Origin of the sequence: Pseudomonas sp. SD17-1 (assembly GCF_029201585.1) — a bacterium.
GTDB classification, from domain to species: domain Bacteria; phylum Pseudomonadota; class Gammaproteobacteria; order Pseudomonadales; family Pseudomonadaceae; genus Aquipseudomonas; species Aquipseudomonas palmensis.
In genome coordinates this window covers 2566235-2584222 of sequence record NZ_CP104044.1, presented here as the reverse complement: position 1 = coordinate 2584222, position 17988 = coordinate 2566235, and the positions used below count along the sequence as shown (strand labels likewise).

17 protein-coding genes are annotated in these 17988 nt (G+C 68.1%); 12 read left to right on the top strand and 5 right to left on the bottom strand.

From position 1 onward, the window contains the following. Positions 1 to 13 precede the first annotated feature (13 nt). Positions 14 to 922, top strand: coding sequence for a LysR family transcriptional regulator (locus tag N0B28_RS11715; protein WP_173925050.1), 909 nt, complete (start codon positions 14 to 16; stop codon positions 920 to 922). A 197-nt stretch (positions 923 to 1119) separates the two neighbouring features. Continuing rightward, positions 1120 to 1881, top strand: a complete 762-nt coding sequence (locus tag N0B28_RS11710) for a helix-turn-helix transcriptional regulator (RefSeq protein ID WP_054914418.1) — start codon at positions 1120 to 1122, stop codon at positions 1879 to 1881. Here N0B28_RS11710 and N0B28_RS11705 read toward each other — a convergent pair whose 3' ends face one another. The 4 genes from N0B28_RS11705 to N0B28_RS11690 all read right to left on the bottom strand — a co-directional run bounded on the left by N0B28_RS11705 (position 1882) and on the right by N0B28_RS11690 (position 6138). Continuing rightward, a complete protein-coding gene (locus tag N0B28_RS11705) occupies positions 1882 to 3396 on the bottom strand; it encodes an MDR family MFS transporter (protein ID WP_043860227.1) in 1515 nt (504 codons plus the stop codon). It lies immediately after the preceding gene. Then, complete coding sequence (locus N0B28_RS11700) at positions 3386 to 4462, bottom strand: HlyD family secretion protein (RefSeq protein ID WP_229590267.1); 1077 nt, start codon at positions 4460 to 4462, stop codon at positions 3386 to 3388. The genes N0B28_RS11705 and N0B28_RS11700 overlap by 11 nt, the downstream gene beginning before the upstream one ends. 164 nt (positions 4463 to 4626) lie before the next feature. After that, the gene (locus tag N0B28_RS11695; RefSeq protein ID WP_275731886.1) at positions 4627 to 5499 is read right to left on the bottom strand and encodes an alpha/beta hydrolase; all 873 of its coding nucleotides are present in this window, start codon (positions 5497 to 5499) and stop codon (positions 4627 to 4629) included. Positions 5500 to 5517: 18 nt separating this feature from the next. Continuing rightward, positions 5518 to 6138: a LysE family translocator gene (locus N0B28_RS11690; protein ID WP_088515103.1), complete on the bottom strand. Its 621-nt coding sequence runs from the start codon at positions 6136 to 6138 to the stop codon at positions 5518 to 5520. A 188-nt stretch (positions 6139 to 6326) separates the two neighbouring features. Here N0B28_RS11690 and N0B28_RS11685 point away from each other — a divergent pair, with 188 nt between their 5' ends. Together N0B28_RS11685 and N0B28_RS11680 are read left to right on the top strand one after the other, a co-directional pair. Next, positions 6327 to 6806 (top strand): GNAT family N-acetyltransferase, encoded by a 480-nt coding sequence (locus N0B28_RS11685; protein ID WP_275731885.1) that lies wholly within the window; start codon positions 6327 to 6329, stop codon positions 6804 to 6806. Positions 6807 to 6815: 9 nt separating this feature from the next. Further along, positions 6816 to 7190, top strand: coding sequence for a DUF2784 domain-containing protein (locus N0B28_RS11680; protein ID WP_275731883.1), 375 nt, complete (start codon positions 6816 to 6818; stop codon positions 7188 to 7190). An 80-nt stretch (positions 7191 to 7270) separates the two neighbouring features. Here N0B28_RS11680 and N0B28_RS11675 read toward each other — a convergent pair whose 3' ends face one another. Then, positions 7271 to 8245, bottom strand: a complete 975-nt coding sequence (locus N0B28_RS11675; protein WP_043860233.1) for a bile acid:sodium symporter family protein — start codon at positions 8243 to 8245, stop codon at positions 7271 to 7273. Between the two features lie 79 nt (positions 8246 to 8324). On the opposite strand from N0B28_RS11675, the gene N0B28_RS11670 reads away from it, so the two are divergent. From N0B28_RS11670 to N0B28_RS11635, 8 genes are all read left to right on the top strand, one after another. Further along, positions 8325 to 9131, top strand: coding sequence for a helix-turn-helix transcriptional regulator (locus tag N0B28_RS11670; protein WP_054914413.1), 807 nt, complete (start codon positions 8325 to 8327; stop codon positions 9129 to 9131). Positions 9132 to 9133: 2 nt separating this feature from the next. Continuing rightward, entirely contained in the window at positions 9134 to 10288 is a 1155-nt protein-coding gene (gene ampC, locus N0B28_RS11665; RefSeq protein ID WP_063611988.1) for a class C beta-lactamase, read from the top strand. Between the two features lie 2 nt (positions 10289 to 10290). Then, positions 10291 to 10953, top strand: coding sequence for a hypothetical protein (locus N0B28_RS11660; protein ID WP_275731879.1), 663 nt, complete (start codon positions 10291 to 10293; stop codon positions 10951 to 10953). Positions 10954 to 11040: 87 nt separating this feature from the next. Then, positions 11041 to 12375 carry a cation:proton antiporter gene (locus N0B28_RS11655; RefSeq protein ID WP_043860236.1) on the top strand — a complete coding sequence of 445 codons (1335 nt, stop codon included), beginning with the start codon at positions 11041 to 11043 and terminating at the stop codon, positions 12373 to 12375. A gap of 143 nt (positions 12376 to 12518) precedes the next feature. Beyond that, the gene (locus N0B28_RS11650; protein ID WP_275731877.1) at positions 12519 to 13565 is read left to right on the top strand and encodes a class I SAM-dependent methyltransferase; all 1047 of its coding nucleotides are present in this window, start codon (positions 12519 to 12521) and stop codon (positions 13563 to 13565) included. Positions 13566 to 13754: 189 nt separating this feature from the next. Then, the gene (locus N0B28_RS11645) at positions 13755 to 14411 is read left to right on the top strand and encodes an ABC transporter ATP-binding protein (protein WP_043860253.1); all 657 of its coding nucleotides are present in this window, start codon (positions 13755 to 13757) and stop codon (positions 14409 to 14411) included. Continuing rightward, a complete protein-coding gene (locus N0B28_RS11640; RefSeq protein WP_275731875.1) occupies positions 14408 to 16864 on the top strand; it encodes an FtsX-like permease family protein in 2457 nt (818 codons plus the stop codon). The genes N0B28_RS11645 and N0B28_RS11640 overlap by 4 nt, the downstream gene beginning before the upstream one ends. Then, the gene (locus tag N0B28_RS11635) at positions 16854 to 17933 is read left to right on the top strand and encodes a lipocalin-like domain-containing protein (protein ID WP_275731873.1); all 1080 of its coding nucleotides are present in this window, start codon (positions 16854 to 16856) and stop codon (positions 17931 to 17933) included. The genes N0B28_RS11640 and N0B28_RS11635 overlap by 11 nt, the downstream gene beginning before the upstream one ends. Positions 17934 to 17988: the final 55 nt, after the last annotated feature.

The window sequence follows — 17988 nt, the reverse complement described above, 5'->3', positions numbered from 1 at the left end:
CATTTGGAGAACAGTGGTGGAAGACCTCAACGACCTGTACTACTTCGCCCAGGTGGTCGAGCACGGTGGCTTTGCCGCCGCCGGCCGTGCCCTGGACATGCCCAAGTCCAAACTCAGCCGGCGGGTGGCCGGGCTCGAGGAGCGCCTCGGGGTGCGCCTGATCCAGCGTTCCACCCGGCATTTTTCGGTAACCGACATCGGGCAGGCCTACCACCGCCATTGCGTGGCCATGCTGGTGGAGGCCGAGGGTGCGGCCGAGCTGATCGAGCGCCACCGTGCCGAGCCCCAGGGCATCGTGCGCCTGAGCTGCCCCACGGCGCTGCTGGATTTCTGGGTGGGGCCGATGCTGTCGCGCTTCATGGTGCAGTGCCCGCTGGTGCAGCTGCATATCGAGAGCACCAACCGCCATGTGGACCTGATCCAGGAAGGCATCGACATTGCGCTGCGGGTGCGGGTGCCGCCGCTGGAGAGCAGCGACCTGGTGATGAAGGTGCTGGCCAACAGCACGCAGTTGCTGGTGGCCGCGCCCGGCTTGCTGGCGTCGTTGCCCAGGCCCATCGTGCCCGCCGACCTGGCCGCCTTGCCGAGCCTGCACTGGGGCAACCCGCAGCGCGATTATCAATGGCAGCTCAATGGCCCGGACGGCGCCACGGCCAGCTTGCGGCACACGCCGCGGCTGGTGACCGACGACCTGGTGGTATTGCGCCAGGCGGCGCTGGCGGGCGTGGGGGTGGTGCACCTGCCACTGGTGGTGATCCGCGACGAGCTGGCCCGTGGCGAGCTGGTGCAGCCCACCCCGCACTGGGCACCGCAATGCGGGCTGGTGCACGCGGTGTTTGCCTCACGGCGCGGGCTGCTGCCTTCGGTGCGGCACCTGCTGGATTTTCTGGCCCAGGAGTTTGCCCAGAGCGGGATCGATTGATGTGCCAGGGTTTGCTGGCGCTATGCGCCAGATCGCGGGTCAAGCCCGCTCCCACGGGGATTGCGGCACTCTTTGAATAGGCGCTGTACCTGTGGGAGCGGGCTTGACCCGCGATCGAATGCACAGCATTCGCTGAACCTGCACCCACCGATCATCAGGCATACTGCCCCCCCCACCCTCAATCCCAACGCACCGCCATGCAGCCGATTGTCCCCCTGGCAGAAAACTACCCCCACGGCGAGCGCATCGCCCCGCACTGCCACAACCGCGCCCAGCTGATCCATGCCCTGAGCGGGGTGATCACGGTCAACTCCAGCCAGGGCTGCTGGGTGGTTCCGCCAGGGCGCGGCGTATGGGTGCCCGCCGCCGTCGAACACGACCTGAAGATGGCCGGCCAGGTCCGCATGCGCACCCTGTTCGTCGCCTCCGACGCGCGCCCCGACCTGCCGCTGACCTGCCGCGTGGTGGACATCCCGCCGTTGCTGCGTCAACTGATCATCAGCGCCATGCTCATCCCCGCCGACTACCCGCCCGGCGGGCGTGACGAGCGGGTGATGCAGTTGATTCTGGACGAGATCCGCGTGCTGCCGATTCTGGCCCTGTACGTGCCGCTGCCGGTCGACCCGCAACTGGCCGCGCTGTGCCAGGCCCTGCGCGACGACCCGGCCAGCCCCTGGAGCCTGCAGCGCGCCGCCGCCCACAGCGGCCTCAACGCACGCACCCTGACCCGCGCCTTCCAGCGCGAAACCGGCCTGAGCTTCATCCAGTGGCTGCGCCGCCTGCGCCTGCTGGCCAGCCTCGACGCGCTGGCCGCCGGGCACTCGATCCTGAACGTGGCGCTGGACCTGGGCTACGACAGCCCCAGCGCCTTCAGCGCCATGTTCCGCCGCACCCTGGGGGTCTCGCCCAGTGCCTACTTCGGCAAGACCCCGGCCTACGGCCAGCCCGACGCCGACTAGTCAGCGTGCATGCTGGCGCAGCAGCAGCGACGCCAGCGCACACACCGCCAACGCCACGCACGACACATAGAACGCATCCGAATACGCCATCAGGTAGGCCTGCTGATGCACCGTCTGGTCCAGCTGCGCCAGCACCTGCAGGTGCGCCGGGGCCTGTGCATCGAGCACCCCGCCGGGCAGACGCTGCTGCACGGGTGCATCGAACAGCGTCAGGCTCTCATTGATGCGCTGCCCGTGAAACCGTTCGCGCAACGACACCAGCTGCGTCAGCAGCGCCGTGCCCACCGCACCGCCCAGGTTGCGCAGCATCGAGATCAGCGCCGAGGCCGAGCCGGCCTGGGCCTTGTCCAGCCCCTTCACCGCCAGCACCGACAGCGCCACCATGATCAGCGGCTGGCCCAGCCCGCGCACCACCGTGGAGGGGATGATCACGTTCTTCGCCGCGTCCGCCGACAGGTGCGCCCCCAGCCAGCAGCCCAGCGCCATGATCGCGAAGCCGCTGGCCACCAGCACCTTGGCGTTGAGCCAGCGCATCAGGCGCGGCAGCAGTGGTGCCAGCAGCAACTGCACCATGCCGTAGGCGATCAGGCTGATGCCGATTTCGCGGGCGTTGTAGCCCTGCACCTGGGACAGGTAGTTGGGCACCAGAAACACCAGCCCGAAGGTCGCCGCCCCGAACACCGCCATGGCCAGGCTGGCCACACCGAAGTTGTAGCTGGCCAGCAGGCGCAGGTTGATGAAGGGCCGCGCGCCCCACAGCTGGCGCTGCACGAACAGCGCCAGCGCCACCACGGCAATCACGCTGAAGGTGACGATGAACGCCGAATCGAACCAGTCCTCGCGCCCGCCCTCCTCCAGCACGATCTGCAGCGCGCCCAGCCCCAGCGCCATGGCCGCGATGCCCAGCCAGTCGGCGCCGCGCAACTGGGCGCGGTCGCCGGCCTGCGCCGGGATCGACCACGCCACCGCCGCCAGCAGCGCCACCCCGGGCAGCAGTTGCAGCAGGAAGATCCAGCGCCATGAATAGGCGTCGGTCAGCCAGCCGCCGATCGACGGCCCGGCGGCCTGGGCCACGCTGTTGGAGAGGCTGAACAAGGCCATGCCCAGGGCGATCTTGCTCGGCGGCAGCTCGGTGATGATCAATTGCATCGACAGCGGGATCAGCACCGCCCCCGAAGCGCCCTGGATCACGCGGATGGCGATCATCGCCTGCAGGTTCGGCGCCAGCGCGCAACTGACCGAGCTGATCAGGAACACCAGCGAGCCCACCAGCATCACCCGGCGCAGCGAGAACACCTGCACCAGCCAGGCGGTGAGCGGAATCATGGTGATTTCCGCCACCAGGTAGGCGGTGGAGATCCACGAGCCTTCCTCGAACGTCGCCCCCAGCGCGCCCTCGATTTCCGGCAGCGCGGCACTGGTGACGTGCACGTTCATGCCCGCCATGAAGCAGCCGAACAAGCCACCGATCACCGCCACCCACGCGCGCAGCGATACCTTGTCTTCAGTGCTCATCGCGCACCTGCGCCGTGCGCGTATCGATGGTGGCGATCACCGACATGCCCGGCAGCAGCCGCGGCGTGCCGGGTTCCACCGGGTCGAGGTGAATACGCACTGCAAAGCGCTGCACGATCTTGGTGAAGTTGCCGGTGGCGTTGTCGGGCGGCAACAGCGCGAACACCGCCCCCGAGCCGGGCGAGACGCTGTCGACCGTGCCCTGCCAGTGCCGGCCGAAGGTGTCCACCTCCAGGGTCGCGCGCTGCCCCGGGCGCATGTGTTCGAGCTGGGTTTCCTTGAAGTTGGCCACCACGTAGGCCTGCTCCACCGGCACCACTGCCAGCAGTGGCAGGCCGGGGCTGACGTACTGCTGCACACGCACCTTGCGCTGCCCCACCACGCCGTCGAAGGGCGCCCGTACCTGGGTGTCGGCCAGGGCGTTCTCGGCCAGGGCCAGGGCCGCCTCGGCCTGTTCCAGCTCGGCCTCGCGGCGCACCAGTTCGGCCCGGGCCTCGCGCTGCTGGCTGGCCAGCACCTGGTGCCGGGCCCGCTGCATGGCCCAGCCGGCGTCCGCGCCCTTGAGCGTGGCCTGCGCCTGGGTGCGTGTGGTGCTGGCGCGTTCGGCACGCTGGGCACTCACCGCGTTCATGCCGATCAACTGGCGGTAACGCTGCCAGTCGAGTTCGGCGCGCCGCGCCTCGGCACCGCCCGCCTCGCGCTCGGCGGCGGCACGGGCAATCGCCTGCCCTTGCCCCTCCAGCTGCGCCGCCAGGGTCACCAGCACGGCCTGCTGCGCCTGCACCGAAGCGGTACTGGCGGCCAGCGCCGCACGGGCCTGGCGCACCTGCTGGCGATAGTCGCGGTCGTCCAGCTGCACCAGCAGGTCGCCGGCCTTGACCACGGCATTGTCGGCCACGCTGACCTGGGCCACATAGCCGCCCACCCGCGCACTGATCGGCGCCCAGTCGGCGCGCACGTAGGCATCGTCGGTCTGTTCGTTGAAGCGCCCGCTGTGCCACACATACAAGGCAACCCCTAGTACCGCCAGCGTGCCGGCTGCGCCCAGGGCGCGGCGCAGCGTCATCACGCGCACGCGCTCGGTGGCTTGGGTAACCGGTGGTTCGGGGCTGACCGCCTGGTTCATGTTCGTGCTCCCTGTTGTTGTTCAAGGATGCACTCTAAGGGGGTCAGCGGTTGGCGTTCGCTAGCGTACAGGCCAGTATTCGTCGCGAAATGGACAACCTGCCATCAGCCCAGCAGGTAGGTTTGCACCTCGTGCGCACAGGCCTGCGGATCTTCCTGCATGAAGCAGTGCCCGCCGGGCACCTCGCGCAGCTCGACCCTTGGGTTCAGACGGGCCCAGCGCGCCAGCGACACGGGTACGAAGGGATAGGTGGTGATGCCATGCAGCACCCGTGCGGGTGTCTGCACCTGGGCCAGGGCAGCCCACAGCCCGCGCGGGAACGAACTGAACACGTCCACTTCGCGCGCAGGCCGGCACTTGAGCACTACCCCTTCGCCGCAGTCGCCGATGGCGTGGTCCACATAGGCCTGCAGCGCCTCGTCGTGCCAGCCCTTGAAAATGCCGCGCCCGTGCAGCGCGGCGTAGGCCGCCTCGCGGTCGGGCCAGTGGCTGCGCCGGGTGGCGGCCTTGCGTGCCAGGCCGTGGCGACGGTGCATGCCGAACAGCGTGGCCACGCTCATCACCCCCAGCATCGAGCGGCTGAACACCACAGGGTCAAGCAATACCGCCCGCTGAAACAGGCCCGGTTCCAGCGCCAGCATCAAGCCGGTCAGCACCCCGCCGAAACTGTGGCCGATGGCAAAGCACGCCACCTGCCCGTATTCGCCACGGCCTGCCTGGAAGGCCTCGATCGCCAGCGCGGCGCTGCGGTTCCAGCCCACGAAGGCGCCGCCATGATCGCTGTCGCCATGGCCCTGCACATCGCACAGCCACAGGTCGAAATGCTCGGCCAGGCGCTCCAGCAACGGCTGGTAGGCCAGGCAGCAGAACCCGGTGCCGTGGATGAAATGCAGCAGCGGCTTGCCGCTGGCGGGTGAGCGCCAGCCGCGCAGGGTGAAATGTTCGGCGCAGTCATGCGACCAGGGGATCAGTTCCATCGGGACTCGCTGTGGGGGTTACACAAAACCGGATTCTACAAACAGCAGTGGATACAGCGATAGCACCAGCAGTGCGGCCATCAGCCAATTGAACAGCTTGAGCCAGCGTGGGTCCTGCAGCACGGTGCGCAGCGCGCTGCCGAACATCACCCACACGCACACGCTGGGCAGGTTGACCACGGCGAACACCGCGGCGATCACGATCACGTTGGTCAGGTAGCCCTGGCTGGGTGCATAGGTGGTGATGGCGCCCACGGCCATGACCCAGGCCTTGGGGTTGACCCACTGGAAGGCTGCCGCGCCCCAGAAACCCAGGGGCTTGCGCGTGCCGGGCTCGGCGCTGGTCAGCGGGCCTGAATTGGCGATCTTCCAGGCCAGGTACAGCAGGTAGCTGGCGCCCACGTAGCGCAGCACGCCGTAGGCCAGCGGATAGGCCTTGAACACCTCGCCCAGGCCAAGGCCCACCGCCAGTACCAGCACCATGAAGCCGATACTGATGCCCAGCGCGTGGGGAATGGTGCGACGCACACCGAAGTTCACGCCGGAGGCCAGCAACATGGTGTTGTTGGGGCCGGGGGTGATTGAGGAGACGAAGGCGAACAGCACGAAGGCCATCAGCAGGTTGAGCGAGGTGAGCATGGCGGGTGTCCGGCGGTGTGTTGTTGTGAAGTGACACTAACCAAGTCGGTGCGCAGCGCTGCGATACAGTTGGGGGCAATTGTGGCACTACACTTGGCGAGCCTTCACTACCCTCCAGGCTTCCCGTGCCCTCGAGGGGCAATTGCCTTAGGATAACCCTCCTCGATTTCCGGAACAGAAGCCCCGCCATGCCCGTACATATCCGCCCCGCGCGCGTCGAAGACGCCAGCCAGATCCTCACCTTCATCACCGAGCTTGCCGAGTACGAGCGTGCCCGCCACGAGGTGATCGCCACGGTCGCCGATATCGAGCGCACGCTGTTCGGCGAAGGCAGCAGCACCCAGGCGCTGATCTGCGAGCGTGACAGCCAGGCCATCGGCTTTGCGGTTTACTTCCTCAGTTATTCGACCTGGCTCGGCACCCAGGGCATCTACCTCGAAGACCTGTACGTCACGCCCCAGGCCCGCGGCACGGGTGCGGGCAAGGCGTTGCTGCGCCACCTGGCGCAAGAGGCCTGCGCCAAGGGCTGCGGGCGCCTGGAGTGGAGCGTGCTGGACTGGAACGAACCGGCCATCCAGTTCTACAAGTCCATCGGCGCGCAGCCGCAGGACGAGTGGGTGCGTTATCGCATGGAAGGTGAAACGCTGCGCAGCTTCGCCCAGGGTTGAGACCACGCCATGTTCTTTCGATTGGCTGCCGACGGGCTGGTACTGTTTCATCTGACGTTCATCGTGTTCGTGATGCTGGGCGGGTTGCTGGTGCTCAGGTGGCCGCGGCTGTGCTGGCTGCACCTGCCGGCCGTGACCTGGGGCGTGCTGGTGGAGGTGCTGCACCTGCCCTGCCCGCTGACCGAGTGGGAAAACCGCCTGCGTGCAGCGGCGGGTGACACCGGCTACCCCGACAGCTTTGTGGAGCATTACCTGATACCGCTGATCTACCCGGCCAAGCTGACGGCAGGCATCCAGCTGTGGCTGGGGGCGTTGGTGTTCGCGGTGAATGCGGGGGTCTATGCGTGGTTGTGCTACTCGCGCAGGCGCCGTGCCTTGCGGTGAGTGCTCAGGCCGCTTCGCCGGCAAGGCCGGCTCCTACGGGAGCCTGCCTTGCCGGCGAAGCGGTCACCACAGCACCTGAATCAGGCGCTCACCTCCTCCCGCGCCGCATAGCGCTGCGCCAGCACCGCACACACCATCAGCTGGATCTGGTGGAACAGCATCAGCGGCAAAATCATCGCGCCAATCGCCCCCCCGGCAAACAGCACCTGGGCCATCGGCACACCGGTGGCCATGCTTTTCTTGGAGCCGGCAAACAGGATGGTGATGCGGTCTTCCACGTTGAACCCCAGCCGCTTGCCCAGCAACTGCGTGCACCACAGCACCACCGCCAGCAACACGCAGCACACCAGCGCCAGCCCCAGCAGCCGCACCAGCGGCACCGACTGCCACAACCCGCTGATCACCGCGTCGCTGAACGCGGTATACACCACCAGCAGGATCGAGCCCTGGTCGACGGTCTTCAGCCAGCGTGCATTGCGCGCCACCCAGGCGCCGATCCAGCGCCGCGCCAGTTGCCCGGCCACGAACGGCACCAGCAGTTGCAGCACGATCTTCAACACAGCATCGAGGTTGGACCCGGTATCGCCCTGCACGCCCATCAGCACCATCACCAGCAACGGCGTCAGCACGATGCCCAGCAGGCTGGAGGCCGCCGCGCTGCAGATCGCCGCCGGGATGTTGCCCCGCGCCAGCGAGGTGAAGGCAATCGCCGACTGCACGGTGGCCGGCAACGCGCACAGGTACAGCACGCCCAGGTACAGCTCGTCGCCCACCAGCGGCAGGAACAGCGGCTTGAACAGCATGCCCAGCAGCGGAAACATCACGAAGGTGCAGCCAAAAACCAGCAGGTGCAGGCGCCAGTGCCCTGCCCCGGCCGCCACCGCCTCGCGCGACAGCTTGGCGCCGTGCAGAAAGAACAGCAGCCCGATGGCCAGGTTGGTCAGCCAGCCAAACACCACCGCGCCCTGGCCCTCGCAGGGCAGCAGGGTGGCCAGTGCAATCACGCCGAGCAGGGCCAGGGTGAAATTGTCGAACAGCAACCGCAGGTGTTTCATGTCACGTCCTGTCTTGTTATTGGGATGGCGCAGACGGTAAGGTTTCTTTTCTTTTCCGACTAACGACAGAACCCCAAGAGTGTCGCCCAAAGGACAACCCCACGCCCCGCGCATCCCGCCCCTGAGCGAGCTCAAGGTACTGCCGCGCCCGCTGTACGGGCAGGCGCAGTCGCTGGCCAACATCGCCCTGGGCTTTCGTCACAAGCATGCCTGGGGGCAACTGTCGTATGCGGCCCAGGGCGTGCTGCATGTGCACACCGGCGCCGGACGCTACGTGGTGCCGCCGCAGCGCGCGGTGTGGATCCCGGCGCATACCCCCCACCAGGTCAGCTGCGCCGACGACACCTGCATCCGCAGCCTGTACATCGAGCACAGCGTGTGGCCGGGCACCCAGTGCCGGGTGATCGGCGTGAATGCCTTGCTGCGCGAGCTGATCCGCACCTTCAGCGGCCTGCCGGTGGCCTACGACACCGAGGGCGCAGACGGGCGCCTGGTCGCCGTGCTGCTCGACCAGCTGGCCAGCGCCCCGCAGGAAGACCTGATTCTGCCGCTGCCCCAGGACACCCGCCTGCGTGCACTGTGCCGGCGCCTGCAGGCACACCCCGAGGACAGCACCGGGCTGGCAGCCTGGAGCCTGAAGTACGGCGTTTCGGAAAAGACCCTGAGCCGGTTGTTTCTGCGTGACACCGGCATGACCTTTCGCACCTGGCGCCAGCGCATGCGCCTGCTCAGTGCGCTGCCAGCACTCAGCCGCGGCGAGCGCGTCACCGACGTGGCCCTGGCCTGCGGCTACGAATCGCTGTCGGCCTTTATCGCCGCCTTTGGCAAACAGTTCGGCCTGTCACCGGGCGAATTCCTCCAGACCCACCGGAAACCCATTACGTGAACCTGTTCAAACCGCACCACCTGCTGAGCGGCCTGCTGCTGGCCAGCCCTGCCGCCTGGGCCGCCACCGTGCCTGACAACCTCGACAACCTGGTAGAGGCCGCCAGCCAGGCCGTGATGCAGGAGCACGCGATACCCGGCATGGCCGTGGCCCTGACAGTCAATGGCCAGCACCACTACTACGACTTCGGTGTGGCCTCGCGCGACAGCGGCCAGGCCGTCGACCGCGACACCCTGTTCGAACTGGGCTCGATCAGCAAGACCTTCAACGTCACCCTGGCGGCCTATGCACAGGCCACCGGCAAGCTGAAGCTGACCGACAGCCCGGCCAGCTACCTGCCCGAACTGCGCGGCCGTGCCCTGGAAAACACCAGCCTGCTGAACCTGGCGACCCACACCGCCGGCGGCTTCCCGCTGCAGTTGCCAGACAGCGTGCACGACAACGGGCAACTGATGCGCTACTTCAAGCACTGGACCCCGAGCTACCCGGCAGGCACCCGGCGTACCTATGCCAACCCGAGCATCGGCCTGCTCGGGGTGATCAGCGCCCGCCAACTGGACATGAGCTACCGGTCCGCCCTGCAGGACCTGCTGTTTCCGGCGCTGGGCCTGAACAACACCCATCTGCAGGTACCTGCCAACTGGCAGCGTATGTACGCCCAGGGCTATACCCGCGACAACGTCCCCGCCCGGCTGAGCCCTGCGGTGCTGGCCGACGAAGCCTACGGGGTGAAGTCCAGCAGTGACGACATGCTGCGCTTTGTCGAGGCGAACATGGGCCTGGAGAAACTCGATACGCCCCTCAAGCAGGCCATTGCCGCCACCCATACCGGCTACTACCAGGTGGGCCCCATGACCCAGGACCTGATCTGGGAACAGTACCCCTACCCGGTCGCATTGCAGACCCTGCTCGACGGCAATGCCAGCCGCATGGCCCTTGAAACCCTCGACGTCACGCCGCTGCAACCCCCGCTGGCCCCGCAGCAGGCGGTGTGGATCAACAAGACCGGCTCCACCAACGGCTTTGGCAGCTACGTAGCGTTCGTGCCCTCGCAGCGGATCGGCATCGTGATCCTGGCCAACAAGAACTACCCCAACGAAGCGCGGGTGAAGCTGGCCTACCAGATCCTCGGCGCCTTGAACGAAGGTAGCCACTGACCGTGAGCAAACCGGTACGCGACACCCTCAAGCTGCTGTTGCTGCTGGCCGGGCTGTGGGGCTTCGCGCGCCTGCCGCCGAGCCTCGGCGCGAACCTGATACTGGTCGGCGGGCTGGCGGCCGGCGGCATCTATGCGCTGCTGAACCTGTCGCGCCTCTTCGCCTTTCTCAGCTACTGGCCAGGGTCGTTGCTGTACAGCGTGGTCGTGGTGTACCTGTGCAAGCTGTCTGCGCAACGGGCGCTCAATGCGCGCTTTGGCATCGAGGTGGACTACCTGGACAACGCGGCGGTGGTATATGGGGCGCTCTATTCCATCCCGTTCTCGCTGATGCTGCTGGGGGTCTACCTGCTGTTGCCCCAGTGGCTGCGCAGGGCGGCTGGCAGACTACGCCCCGGCGCCGCCCCGGCCCCGGCGCAGAAAGTGCCGACGTTCGAACCCTTCTTTGCCGCGGCCCTGGTCTGTTGTGCGGGGTTTGCCCTGCAGCAGCTTGACGAGGGCCTGGAGTACGCCCTGATCGTAGATGCCATGCCCGCCTCCAACTGCGGCCCGGTCGATGCGGGCACTGCATGGCTGCGCAAGAACCACAGCCAGTGCTACAGGCTGCAGGGCAACCCGTTCACCGGCACCTTCAGCCTGCAGCAGGTCGACAGCCCGGCGCCCTGATGCTGCGTGCAGTGAACCTCTGCCGCACCCCGCCCCTCGAATGCTCAGGGGCCAGCGTTGGCCCGACCCCATGCGACGGTGCCTTCGATGAGTTTTACCCTGTGGATCGCCGTGTTCGGCGCCGTGTTGCTGATCCTGGCCCTGACCTCGTCGTACCTGCGCTGGATGCCGGTGACCACCTCGGCGGTGTGCCTGCTGCTGGGCATCGGCATCGGCCCGCTGGGGCTGGGCCTGTTGCACCTGGACCTGGACCACGCCGCCGGCTGGCTCAAGCACCTGACCGAAGTCGCGTTGCTGTTCTCGCTGTTCATCAGTGGCCTGAAGTTGCGCCTGCCGCTGCGCAGCCGTGTCTGGCGGGTGGCATTCGGCCTGGCCGGCCCGGTGATGCTGCTGAGCATCGGTGGCTTCAGCGTGGTGCTGCACTACCTGGGTGACATGGCGTGGGCGCCGGCCCTGCTGATCGGCGCCATCCTTGCGCCCACCGACCCGGTGCTGGCAGCGCTGGTGCAGGTCAACGATGCGCAGGACCACGACCCGCTGCGCTTCGGCCTGTCGGGCGAGGCCGGGCTCAACGACGGCGTGGCCTTTCCCTTCGTGCTGCTGGGCTTGCTGCTGGTGCAGGGCCAGGCCGTCGACGGCTCGGCGCTGTTCACCTGGTTGTGGCGCGACCTGCTGTGGGCGATGCCGGTGGGGTTGCTGGTGGGCTACTGGATGGGCAAGTTGCTGGGGCGCCTGACCCTGACCCTGCGCATCAGCCATGCCGACAGCACGCTCACCCCCAACGACTACCTGGCACTGGCGCTGATTGCACTGGCGTATGTGGTGGCCGACACCCTGCACGCCTATGGGTTTCTGGCGGTGTTTGCCGCCGGGCTGGGGCTGCGCCAGGCCGAGGTGAGCTTCACCGGCGGTTCGCAGACCCCGTCCGAGCACCTGGCGCAACCGGTGGCCGGGCACCTGGAAGCCGCGCCGGAGAATGCGGTGCATGGCGACCTGGACAACCTCGAAGACACCCAGGTGGCGGCCGGGGTAATGATGGGCGACATGCTTGCCTTCGGCAGCCTGGTGGAGCGGGTGATGGAAGTGTTCCTGGTGACCGTGCTCGGCGTGGCGCTGGCCAGCCACTGGGACTGGCGCGCACTGGGCTTTGGCCTGGCGTTGTTCTGCGTGGTGCGCCCGTTGAGTGTGTTGCTGATGCCTTGGGGCAGCCTGCTCGACCTGCGCCAGCGGCTGATGGTCGGCTGGTTCGGCATTCGTGGCATCGGCAGCCTGTTCTACCTGTTCTACGCCCTGAGCCACGGCCTTGGCGGCACGCTTTCGGCGCAGTGCCTGAACATCACGCTGTCGGTGGTGGCGTTGAGCATCGTGGTGCATGGCCTGAGCACGCAACCGATGCTGAACTACTACGGGCGGCGCGGCTGACCGCCCCTGCTGGCGACGTACGCTTCGCACTTGACCTGCTGCCCACCTGAACTAGAGTCAAAGGCTGCCCATCAAGGACAGATGGCTGCAGATAGGCGACGTTATCTGCGCGTTCAAGGATGCCAACTAATGGAGTGGTGGCAATGAGCAAACCCGCATCGACCCCTTTCATCCATACCCTTATCAACGACCTCGGCGCTGCCGCGATGTTGCCCAACATCATGCTCGGCGAAGAACTGGGCCTGTACCGGGCCATGGCCGACGGCCAGCCGGTGACCGCCCAGACCCTGGCCACACGCACTGGCTGCAATGCCCGCCTGCTTCGCGAATGGCTCAACGCCCATGCCGCCTCTGGCTACATGCAGCACAACGACGAACATTTCAGCCTTGACGAGCAGCAGGCCCAGGCCCTGGCCCATGAGGACTCCGCCACCTACATTGCTGGCGGCACCCAGGCCATCGCCTCGATGGTGCTCGACAAGGACAAGCTGGTGGCGGCGATGCGCGGCGACGGTGGCCTGGCATGGGGCGACCATCATGCGTGCATGTTCGGTGGCGTCGAGCGCCTGTTCCGGCCTGGCTACCGCAACCATCTGGTCGGCAGCTGGCTGCCGGCACTGGAGGGTGTGGTGGACAAGTTGCACGCCGGGGCCCTGGTGGCAGACATCGGGTGTGGTCTTGGCACCTCGACGCTGCTCATGGCCGAGGCCTTTGCGGCTTCGCATTTCGACGGCATCGACTACCACGCGCCCTCGGTGGCCACTGCCGGTCAACGGGACAGGGACAGCGGCCTGACCGAACGGGTGCGCTTCACCCAGGCCAGCGCCAAGGACTACCCTGGCCGCGATTATGACCTGGTGTGCTTCTTCGACTGCCTGCATGACCTGGGCGACCCGGTGGGTGCGGCCCGACATGCCTGGCAGGCACTCAAGCCGGGGGGCACGCTGTTGCTGGTGGAGCCGTTTTCGAATGATCGGCTGGACGACAACCTCAACCCGGTGGGGCGTTTGTTCTATGCGGTCTCGACGTTTCTGTGCACGCCCAATTCACTGTCGCAGGAGGTGGGTTTGGGGCTTGGCGCGCAGGCGGGTGAGGCGCGCATTCGGGGTGTGCTTGAAGAGGCGGGGTTCAGCCACATGCGCCGGGCGTGCGAGACGCCGTTCAACCTGATACTGGAGGCGCGCAAGTAGAGGCGACGCGGCAATCGGGTGTCGAGCCACCAGGGCTGACAACTGCGATCCTGCAGGCCAGGGTGCGTTGCAACCAATGTGGGAGCCGGCAAGGCCGGCTCCTGCATTTTTAAAACCACCCTGGCCCGCAGAATCGCCATGGCACAACCCGATGTACCCACCTGCCCCAACCTGGCCTACCCTTCACCCATGCTCATCGTCGAAAACCTGCACAAGACCTTCACCACCGCCCAAGGCACCCTGCCGGTGCTGCGCGGTGTCGATCTGCACCTGCCCGCCGCCACCAGCCTGGCGCTGATGGGCGAGTCCGGCAGCGGCAAGAGCACGCTGCTGCACCTGATAGCCGGCCTCGAACGCCCCGACAGCGGGCGCATTCTGTTCGACGGCCAACCGCTACACACCCGCACCGAAGCCGGGCTCGCCCACTGGCGCCGACAAGGCATCGGCCTGGTATTCCAGCAATACAACCTGATCAGCAGCCTGGACGTGGCCGCCAACCTGGCCTTCCAGGCGCGCCTGGCCGGCCGCCATGACCCGGCCTGGGTCACCCACCTGGCCGAGCGCCTGGGCCTGGCGCCGCTGCTGCAACGCTACCCCGAGCAACTCTCCGGCGGGCAGCAGCAACGCCTGGCAATCGGCCGCGCACTGGCCTCGCGCCCCGCGCTGGTGCTGGCCGACGAACCCACCGGCAGCCTCGACGAAGCCAGCAGCGAAAACGTGCTCGACCTGCTGCTGGAGCTGGTCGGGGCAAGCAACAGCAGCCTGCTGATGGTCACCCACAGCGCCCACCTGGCCACCCGCCTGCACCAGCGCCTGACCCTGCACCTGGGCCGGGTACGCGCATGATCGGCCTGTGCCTGCAGGCGCTGCTCAGCCACTGGCGGCGCCACCCCCTGCAATGCGCCAGCATCCTCACCGGGCTGTGGCTGGCCACCACCCTGTGGGCCGGGGTCCAGGCGCTCAACCAGCAGGCCCGCGCCGACTACGCGCGGGCCAACGCGCTGCTGACCGGCGCAGCGCAGGCGCAGGTGAGCCCGCGCCACGGCGAACGCTTCGACCAGCACGCCTACATTCAACTGCGCCGGGCCGGCTGGCCGGTGTCGCCGGTGCTCGAAGGCCGCCTGCGCTTTGCCGGCGCCGAACCGGTCAGCGTGAAACTGCTGGGCATCGAGCCGCTGAGCCTGCCACCCGGCAGCGCCATCGCCGGCCAGGCCGCCCAACGCATCGACCCCGCCGCCTTCATCGGCCCCCCGGGCCAGGCATGGATCGCACCCGACACCCTGCAGCGCCTTGGCCTGACGCCCGGTGCCGAACCGCTGAGCGGCGACGGCCAGCGTCTGCCGCCGTTGCAGGTACAGGCGCAGCTGGCCCCGGGGGTGATGGTGGTCGACATCGGCCAGGCCCAACGCCTGCTGCAGGCACCGCAACAGCTCTCGCGACTGCTGATACCCGCCGGCTACACCCCGCCCGCGCTGCCCGAGGGCCTGAACGAGCTACTGGTGGTGCAGGCCGCCAGCGACACCGACGACCTGCAACGGCTGACCGAAAGCTTTCACCTCAACCTCACTGCGCTGGGCCTGCTAGCCTTCCTGGTAGGGCTGTTCATCGTGCATGCGGCCATCGGCCTGGCCCTGGAGCAGCGCCGCAGCCTGTTGCGCACCCTGCGTGCCTGCGGCGTGAGTGTGCGTGCGCTGGTGACTGCCCTGGCCATCGAACTGGGGCTGTTCGCGCTGCTGGCCGGGCTGGCCGGGGTGGCCTGCGGTTACCTGCTGGCCAGCCTGCTGCTGGGTGACGTGGCCGCCAGCCTGCGCGGCCTGTATGGCGCCCAGGTGGCCGGGCACCTGAGCCTGCCGCTGCACTGGTGGCTGAGCGGGCTGGCCATCAGCCTGCTCGGGGCAGCACTGGCCGGTGCCGGCAGCCTGCTGCGCGCCGCGCGCCTGCCGCTGCTGGCGCTGGCACAGCCCCAGGCCTGGCGCCAGGCGCAGGTGCGCTGGCTGCGGCGCCAGGCACTGCTGGCGCTACTGCTGCTGGCCGTGGCCCTGGGGTGCTGGCGCTGGGGGGCGAGCCTGCCGGCGGCCTTCACCCTGCTGGCCGCCTTGCTGCTGGGCGCCGCGCTGATGCTGCCGCTGCTGCTCGATGGCGCCCTGGCGCTGTTGCAGCGGCTGTGCCACCGGCCGCTGGCGCAGTGGTTCGTGGCCGACAGCCGCCAGCAACTGCCGGCCCTGGCACTGGCGCTGATGGCGTTGCTGCTGGCGCTGGCCGCCAGCGTCGGGGTGGGCAGCATGACGTCCGGGTTCCGCCAGACCTTTCTGGGCTGGCTCGATCAACGGCTGTCGGCCGAGCTGTACGTGACCCCGCATGACACCGCCCAGGGCCTGGCCATCGCGGCCTGGCTACCCACCCAGCCAGGGGTGCGCGCCGTGCTCGCGCAGTGGCGCACCGAAGTGCGCGTAGGCGGCGCCCCGGTGCAGGTGCAGGGGGTGATCGACCACCCGGCCTACGCGCAGCACTGGCCGTTGCTCGAACAGCGCAGCGAAGCGTGGCACCAGTTGGCCAGCGGCGCCGGGGCGATGCTCAGCGAACAGTTGGCGCGGCGCCTGGCGCTGGGCCTGGGCGATCGCCTGAGCTTGCCCGGCGCTGCACCCCTTGACGTGGTGGCCGTATACGCCGACTACGGCAACCCGCGCGGGCAGGTGCTGGTGAACGCCGACTGGCTGCGGCGCACCTGGCCCGAGGCCACGCTCAACACCCTCAACCTGCGCGTGGCGGGCGAGCAGGTGGCGACGCTCAAGGCCGCGCTGCAGCAACGCTATGCGCTGGACGGCACCCGGCTGGTGGACCAGCGCACCCTAAGGCGCTGGTCAGTGGAGGTGTTCGAGCGCACCTTCGCCGCCACCGCCGCACTCAACAGCCTGACCCTGGGCGTGGCCGGCGTGGCCCTGTTGATCAGCCTTTTGACCCTGGGCCAGAGCCGGCTCGGCCAGTTGGCGCCGCTATGGGCACTGGGCGTCAGGCGCCAGCACCTGGCCTGGCTGTCGCTGGGGCAGACGCTGCTGCTGGCCAGCCTGACCGTGCTGCTGGCAATTCCCCTGGGCCTGCTGCTGGCCTGGTGCCTGGTGGCGGTGGTCAACGTGCAGGCGTTCGGCTGGCGCCTGCCGTTGCAGGTGTTCCCTGGCCAGCTGCTGCAACTGGCGCTGCTGGGCCTGTTCACCGCCCTGCTCGCCGCCGCCGGCCCCCTGTGGCAACTGGCCCGCCGCCAGCCCGCCGAACTGCTGAGGCACTATGCCGATGGAACCTAGACAGTGGGGCGTCCTGCTGCTGTGCCTGCTGCTGGGCGCCTGCGACCCCTCGCCACCGCCACCCGCCGGTTTTGCCGGCCTGGGCCAGGACGCCGCAGCCTTTGCCACCGTGGTGCGCGGCCAACCGTTGCAGTTCCCGCGTGACCACGGCGCCCATGCGGGGTATCGCATCGAATGGTGGTACGTGACCGCCAACCTGCGCGATGCACAGGGCCGCGACTGGGGTGCGCAATGGACGCTGTTCCGTTCGGCGCTGCGCCCCGGCGCCGAACAGCCGGGCTGGGCCAGCCCCGCCGTATGGCTGGGGCACGCGGCGTTGAGCGGGCCGTTTGGCCATCAGTTCAGTGAAACGCTGGCGCGTGGCGGTGTCGGCCAGGCGGACGTGCAGGCGCAACCGTTCAAGGCCTGGATCGACGACTGGTCGCTGCAGGCGGTGGGCGGCCAAGGCATCGAGCAGTTGCAGATGCGCGCAGGCGGCAAGGGCTTCAGCTACGACCTGCAACTGAGCAGCCAGCAGCCCCTGGTGCTGCAGGGCGATCAGGGCTACAGCGAGAAGTCCGGCCAGGGCCAGGCGTCGTATTACTACAGCCAGCCGTTCTATACAGTGCGCGGTGAAGTACAGCACGAGGGCCGGCGCGTCGAGGTGACCGGCAACGCCTGGCTCGACCGCGAATGGAGCAGCCAGCCGCTGGCCCCCGACCAGCATGGTTGGGACTGGTTTTCGCTGCACCTGGACAACGGCACGCGGCTGATGCTGTTCCAGGTCCGTCAGGCCGATGCACAACCGTACCGGGCAGGCACCTGGATTGCCGCCGACGGCAGCAGCACCGCGCTCAACGGTGCGCAGATCGTGCTTGAGCCGCTGGCCCGCACCCAACTGGTCGACGGCCCGCAGGTGCCCACGCGCTGGCGGGTGCAGGTGCCCGACCGGCAGCTGGACATCGAGGTCGACGCCCTGGTGCCGCAGGCCTGGATGGGCACCCGCTTTCCCTACTGGGAAGGCCCGGTGAAGGTACAGGGCAGCACGGCCGGGCGTGGCTACCTGGAAATGACCGGCTATTCGCGCTGAGCGCCACCGACGCAGCGGCTATTCTTGCCTGAACGCCCCCTTGCCTGGAGTTGCA

Excerpts from the sequence above, each read along its gene's own strand:
- N0B28_RS11710 (WP_054914418.1), top strand. The coding sequence starts at position 1,120 with ATGCAGCCGATTGTCCCCCTGGCAGAAAACTACCCCCACGGCGAGCGC.
- N0B28_RS11705 (WP_043860227.1), bottom strand. The coding sequence starts at position 3,396 with ATGAGCACTGAAGACAAGGTATCGCTGCGCGCGTGGGTGGCGGTGATC.
- N0B28_RS11700 (WP_229590267.1), bottom strand. The coding sequence starts at position 4,462 with ATGACGCTGCGCCGCGCCCTGGGCGCAGCCGGCACGCTGGCGGTACTA.
- N0B28_RS11695 (WP_275731886.1), bottom strand. The coding sequence starts at position 5,499 with ATGGAACTGATCCCCTGGTCGCATGACTGCGCCGAACATTTCACCCTG.
- N0B28_RS11690 (WP_088515103.1), bottom strand. The coding sequence starts at position 6,138 with ATGCTCACCTCGCTCAACCTGCTGATGGCCTTCGTGCTGTTCGCCTTC.
- N0B28_RS11685 (WP_275731885.1), top strand. The coding sequence starts at position 6,327 with ATGCCCGTACATATCCGCCCCGCGCGCGTCGAAGACGCCAGCCAGATC.
- N0B28_RS11680 (WP_275731883.1), top strand. The coding sequence starts at position 6,816 with ATGTTCTTTCGATTGGCTGCCGACGGGCTGGTACTGTTTCATCTGACG.
- N0B28_RS11675 (WP_043860233.1), bottom strand. The coding sequence starts at position 8,245 with ATGAAACACCTGCGGTTGCTGTTCGACAATTTCACCCTGGCCCTGCTC.
- N0B28_RS11655 (WP_043860236.1), top strand. The coding sequence starts at position 11,041 with ATGAGTTTTACCCTGTGGATCGCCGTGTTCGGCGCCGTGTTGCTGATC.
- N0B28_RS11650 (WP_275731877.1), top strand. The coding sequence starts at position 12,519 with ATGAGCAAACCCGCATCGACCCCTTTCATCCATACCCTTATCAACGAC.
- N0B28_RS11645 (WP_043860253.1), top strand. The coding sequence starts at position 13,755 with ATGCTCATCGTCGAAAACCTGCACAAGACCTTCACCACCGCCCAAGGC.
- N0B28_RS11640 (WP_275731875.1), top strand. The coding sequence starts at position 14,408 with ATGATCGGCCTGTGCCTGCAGGCGCTGCTCAGCCACTGGCGGCGCCAC.
- N0B28_RS11635 (WP_275731873.1), top strand. The coding sequence starts at position 16,854 with ATGGAACCTAGACAGTGGGGCGTCCTGCTGCTGTGCCTGCTGCTGGGC.